Origin of the sequence: Kitasatospora sp. NPDC056651, assembly GCF_042792155.1 — a bacterium.
Taxonomy (GTDB): Bacteria; Actinomycetota; Actinomycetes; order Streptomycetales; family Streptomycetaceae; genus Kitasatospora.
In genome coordinates this window covers 39,849-45,582 of record NZ_JBHTWX010000075.1, presented here as the reverse complement: position 1 = coordinate 45,582, position 5,734 = coordinate 39,849, and the positions used below count along the sequence as shown (strand labels likewise).

3 protein-coding genes are annotated in these 5,734 nt (G+C 72.1%); 2 read left to right on the top strand and 1 reads right to left on the bottom strand.

Annotation, left to right across the window (positions count from 1 at the left end):
* Positions 1–68: 68 nt before the first annotated feature.
* Entirely contained in the window at positions 69–1,361 is a 1,293-nt protein-coding gene (locus tag ACFRAR_RS26125; RefSeq protein ID WP_380700622.1) for an FAD-dependent oxidoreductase, read from the bottom strand.
* Positions 1,362–1,812: 451 nt separating this feature from the next.
* Here ACFRAR_RS26125 and ACFRAR_RS26120 point away from each other — a divergent pair, with 451 nt between their 5' ends.
* On the top strand, positions 1,813–2,880 hold the full coding sequence (locus tag ACFRAR_RS26120; RefSeq protein ID WP_380700621.1) for a polyprenyl synthetase family protein: 1,068 nt from the start codon (positions 1,813–1,815) through the stop codon (positions 2,878–2,880).
* Complete coding sequence (locus ACFRAR_RS26115; RefSeq protein ID WP_380700620.1) at positions 2,871–5,522, top strand: UbiA family prenyltransferase; 2,652 nt, start codon at positions 2,871–2,873, stop codon at positions 5,520–5,522. The genes ACFRAR_RS26120 and ACFRAR_RS26115 overlap by 10 nt, the downstream gene beginning before the upstream one ends.
* Positions 5,523–5,734 lie beyond the last annotated feature (212 nt).

Below are 5,734 nucleotides of genomic sequence, written 5' to 3'. Positions count from 1 at the left end.
GTCCCCCACCGAGGTGTGGTGGGGGACGGCGAGCCGGCTGGTTTGCCGCTCGGACCCGACGGGCCCGGTCAGACCGTCTCGAGCCGGCGGACGTGGGCCGGCAGCTGGGCGTGACGGTCCGGCAGGCCGAGCTGCTGGAGGCGGTCGAGGACGCTGAACGGCTGGTAGCCCAGCCCGGAGATGTTGTGCATGATCTTGTAGCAGAGCCGCTCGTTGCGCCCGTGGCGGCTCAGGATGTAGGTGGAGCGGGCGAAGCGGAGCTTGGTGGCGGTGTCCGTGAACATGTCGGCGAAGCGGTGGCTGAACTCGGAGATCGTCCGGACCTCCGCCCGGCGCTTGGTGCCGTAGCTCTTCAGGGCCCGGTCGACGCGGGCGGAGTCGGCGTGGTCGACCCCGTCGAGCAACTGGGTCAGCGCGGCGGAGTCGGCGATGGCGGCGTTCATGCCCTGCCCGGCCATCGGGTGCACCGCGTGGGCCGCGTCCCCGACCAGCGGCGCGCCGGCGCGGTGGAACTCGGGGGCGATGAACCGGCGGGCGGAGAGCACCCGGGAGGTCTCCAGGCCGCGGCGGGCGGAGTCGTGGACGGGCGCCAGCGCCGGGCAGTCCGCGATCACGCCGTCGAGCCAGGCGGGCAGGCCCTGCTTGCCGACGCGGTTGACGAAGCCGCGCGGGACCTGGAGGTAGAGCCGGCCGCCGTCGTGCGGCATCGGGTACATGACGCGCATGCCGGTCGGGGTGACGAAGGTGGTGGCCTGGGTGGCCAGGTGGGGCTCGTCGGTCAGGTCGATCGCGACCACCTGGTGGTCGTAGGGGGTCGTGTCGACGGTGATGTTGAGCTGGCCGCGCAGCTTGGAGGCGTGTCCGTCGCCGATCACGACGAGCGGCGCGTGGATCTCCTCGCGCCCGGTGCCCTGACGCACGTTCACGCCGTTCACCCGGCCGTCGGCGTCGCGGGTCAGCGATTCCACGGTGACCCGCCGGCGGAACTCGACGGTGTCCGGAAGGATGCCCACGAAGTTGTCGAGGATGCCCTTGTAGGTGTGGGTCATGCAGTGGTTGTAGTCGCCGGGGAGCCATCGGTACTCCATGGCGCACAGTTCCTCGCCGGTGGCGGTGGCGCAGGACAACCGGTCGATGGCGCGGCCGCCGGCGTCGCGGAGCGGCTGCAGCGCGCCGAGGCCGTCGAGGATGCCGAGGGAACCGGGCTGAAGTAGTTCGCCCTTGAACGTTTCGACGGTGTCATGGAGTTTGTCCAGGAGCAGGACGCTCTTCCCCTGTCGCCCGAACATGATGGCCGCGGCGATTCCCCCGGCCCCGGCCCCGCAAATAATCACGTCGTACGTGTGCATAGTCCTGGACATGCGGCGAACAATAGCGCGCGGCCTGTCTGATGGGTAGACAGCCGATCTTCAAATCACGTTCCGGTATGGCGTCGCTACGCAGCGGCGCGGAGCACCAGCGTTCCGCGGACAAGTGTTTGACATGGCGCCAGCGCCGCCGATAATCTCCGATCACATGGTGATGGATCTCGATTGGATTCCTCACCGCTTCGGGGTTGAGCGGGGTCGAAGGCCTTGCTGATGTATGGACGACGGGGGATGTCAAGCGAAAGGCTGTGTCCGCTTTCCGGACGCGTGTCGACTCTTCTGGTGAACTGTCCGGAAGTCATCCGAAGGGAATTTCCTTCGGATTCTTCGGCGGTTCGGCCGGTTTTTCCTCTGTTTTCGTCTTCCCGTTCGTCATGCCACCACTTGCATTCCACTGAACTTTCATCGTGACCCGCAGGAACCGGGCAGATGGATTGGGATAGATATGCAGAAGTTGTCTTTTCCTGAACTCTCGGGGCGAGTTTCCATCGAAGACGGTCTCCTTTCCTACGGGGCCTCCGAGGAAGCGTCGAGCCGGAACCGCGTCGCCTACCTCGCCGACCTGGTGCTCCAGCGCCTGCGCGGCGACTGGACGGACGGTGACAGGCTCGCCGAGGTGTGCAGCTACGCGCTGGTGACCCCGGGCAAGTACTTCCGTCCGATCCTGTTGCTGGAGAGCGCGGCTGCCGTCGGCGGTGACCTGCACCAGGTGATGCCCGCCGCGGCCGGCACCGAAGGCGCGCACCTGGCCAGCCTGATCCACGACGACATCATCGACGGCGACGAGTTCCGCCGCGGAATGCCCGCCGTCCACGCGAAATACAGCCAGGCCGACGCCATCGTCGGCGGCGACGCGCTGATCTTCTACCTCTTCGCGGCCCTCGCCACCTGCGCCGCCAACGGCGTCGAGGCGAACCGGATCGTGCGGGCCATGGCCAAGGCGGCCCAGGCCGGCGCCGACCTGTGCGCGGGCCAGATGATGGAGGAGGAGATCCGGCTCAAGGGCGACATGCGGATCAACTCGTACCTGCGCATGATCGAGAACAAGACCGCGGCGCTCTTCCGGGCCTCCTGCGACATCGGCGCCACCCTCGGCGGCGGCACCCCGGAGCAGGCGGACGCGCTCGGCCGCTACGGGACCTACCTCGGCGTCGCCTTCCAGATCTGGGACGACCTGCTGCCGTACATCGCCACCTCCGAGGAGGCCGGCAAGTCGAGCAGCAGCGACCTGGCGAACCGTCGGCTCACCCTGCCCATCCTGCTCTGCCGCGCCGAGGCGGGCCCCGAACTGGCCGCCGAGCTCGACGAGCTGATGAACGGTGAGGGCGACCTGGAGGAGCGCCACCGCCGCCTGCTCGCCCTGCTGACCGAGCACGGGGCCATCGAGCGCGCCGCGCAGGAGGCCCGGAAGTTCGCGGCCGACGCGATCGACACGCTCGCCTGCCTGCCGGACAGCCAGAGCAGGCGCAGCCTGGAGTACTTCGCCAAGACGGCGGTCAGCCGGTGCCGGTAGTCCGCCCCAGCATCCGCACCACGCTCTTCGCGCACCTGGAGACGTGGCGGCCCTACACCGCGTTCTACGTCGGCTTGGTCGGCCTGGCCGGAGCGCTGCTGGCGAACCCCCACGCGTCAGCAGCGCGGTGCCTCGCGGCCTGGGCGATCCCGACCCTCGGCTGGCTCGGCGGACTCTACGGCGGCGACTACTTCGACCGGGAGCTGGACGCCAAGGCCAAGCCGCAGCGCCCGATCCCCTCCGGCCGGATGTCCGCGACGACCGCGCTGTGCTGCTTCCTGTCCTGCAGCGCGGCCGGCGGGCTGCTCTCGCTGGTGCTCAACTGGCGCACGGTGCTGCTGGTGTTCGGCGCGTTCGCGGCCGGGGTCGCCTACAGCAAGGTGTTCAAGGGCCGCGGCCTGAGCGGCAACATCGTGCGCGGCAGCATGACCGCGCTGGCCTTCCTGTACGGCTCCATGATGGTCGGGGACTACCCGCCGGCACGGCTGCTGCCGGTCGCCCTGGTCTTCTGGCTGCACGACGCGGCGTCCAACCTCGTCGGCGCCGTCCGGGACATCGACGGCGACCGCGAGGGCGGCTACCGCACCTTCGCGGTCGACCGCGGGGCCACCCGCGCCGCGGGCACGGCCGCGCTGCTGCTGGCCGGGGCGTACGCGCTGGCCGCGAGCGCGCCCGCGATCCTCGGCCGGCCCTGGCAGACCGGCTACGTGCTCGCCCTGCTGGTGGCGGCCGCGAGCGCCGCCGCCGCGGTCGGCCCGCTGCTGCGCCCGCACGGGGAGACCCGCCCGCAGGCCTACCGGGCCCACGCGGTGCTGGTGATGACCCGCATCGTGCTGGCCGGCTCCTTCGCGGTCTGGACGCCGGGCCCGGCCCTGGGCGTGCCGCTGACCGTGGCGGCTGTCGCCGCGACCTGGTTCAGCCAGCGACAGCTCCGGGAGCGCCACGAGTTCGGCGCCCGCCCCGCCGCCACGGCGCCGGAGGACGAGGCCGTGACACCGGAGCAGGTCCGCGACTTCGTCCGGGGCCAACTGGCCTTGCTGGGCGCCGAACCGCAGCTGCTCGCCGGGCTGTCCGCGTGGGAGCGCCGGATCGACATCCGGCTCAGCGCGCCGGACACGCGCGTCCTGCTGCTCAGCGAGGGCGGCGTGGTCCGCCTGCTGGAGGAGGACGGCGACGAACCGCGGGCGACCGTCCCGCTGGTGACCATCACCACCACCGGCGCGGTGTTCCGCGACATCTTCCTGCTCGGCCGGACGAACCCGCGGCGCGCCTACCTTTCCCGGCGGCTGACCATGGACGCCCCGCCCGCCGACATGATCCGCCTGAACCAGCTGTTCAACAGCTTCCGTCGGCTCGCGGCGCCCCCCACGGCCGCCGACGCCGGGGCGGCGCGGCCGGAGCCCGTCGCGACCGCCCGCGCCCAGGTGAGGGAACGGGCGGCCGCCGACACCGACGCGGTGGACGCCGGGCCCGAACTGCCGGGCACCGTGGTGATCAGCGACACCACGCTGCGCGACGGCGAGCAGATGCCGGGCGTGGTGTTCACACCCGCCCACAAGCGCGAACTCGCGCGCCGCCTGGGAGCGTTGGGCATCCCGCTGATCGAGGCCGGGTTCCCGGCCGTCTCCACCGAGGAGGCCGCGGCCATCCGCGGCATCGTCGACGCGGGCGGTGACGCGCTGGTGCAGGTGATCGCCCGGCCGCTGGACCGCGACGTGGACGCCGCGATCGAGACCGGTGCGCACAGCATCGCGATCTTCATCGGCACCTCCGAGAGCCATCTGACCAACAAGCTCCGGATGAGCCTGGACGAGGTGCTGACCGGCGTGGACCGGGCCGTCCGGCGCGCCAAGCGCGCGGGGCGACAGGTCGTCTTCGCGGCCGAGGACGCCACCCGCACCGATCCCGAGGTGCTGATCCGGGTCGGCCTGGCCGCCGCCGAGGCCGGGGCGGACTCGTTCGGCCTCGCCGACACGGTGGGCATCGCGCACCCGGCCTCGATGGCGGCGCTGGTCCGCGCGGTCGGCGCCGGCTGCCCGCTGCCCCTCGCCGTGCACTGCCACAACGACCTCGGCCTGGCCACCGCGAACTCCCTCGCGGGCCTCGCGGCAGGGGCCTCCGGGGTGCAGTGCAGCGTCCTGGGCATCGGCGAACGGGCCGGCAACGCGCCGCTGGAGCAGGTCGTCATGGCCCTCGGCACCGCGCTCGGCCACGACACCGGGCTCGACCTCGGCGAGCTCCAGTCGCTGGCCGAGTACGTCGCCGAGCTCATCCGGGTGCAGGTGCCGCCGTACCAGCCGGTGGTGGGAGCCAACGCGTTCACCCACGAGAGCGGGCTCCACCTGGACGGCATCTCCCAGGACCCGAGCACCTACGAGCCCTACCGGCCCGAACTGCTCGGCCGGAGCAGGCGCATCGTGCTGGGCAAGCACTCCGGCGTGTCTGCGGTGCGCACGGTGGCCGACTCGATGGGCCTCGCCCTCGACACCGACCAGGCGCGCGCGACGCTGGCCGCGATCAAGCAGGCGGCGAGCAGCGGCGAGCTGGACCGGGAGGCCGACGCGGCCCAGACGATCCGCCGCTACGCCCCCGCCGCCGCGTCCCGTTCCCCGCTCGACGCCCCCGTGCCCCGGGGGCGATGACGGCCCACCGGCACCACGTGGCGGACGCGTCCCCCTCCCCCGGGGGCGCGTCCGCCGAACCAGCCCCCCGCTACCGCGAGTCCCGGGGGGGCCCGCCCGGCCCCCCCCCCCCCCCCCCAAAAACCGGGGTGACCCCGGGGGGGACACCAAAACGACCAACCCGCCCCGCGAGTGCGCCCGGCCCCCCCCCCACGCCCAGCCCCCCCCGCACG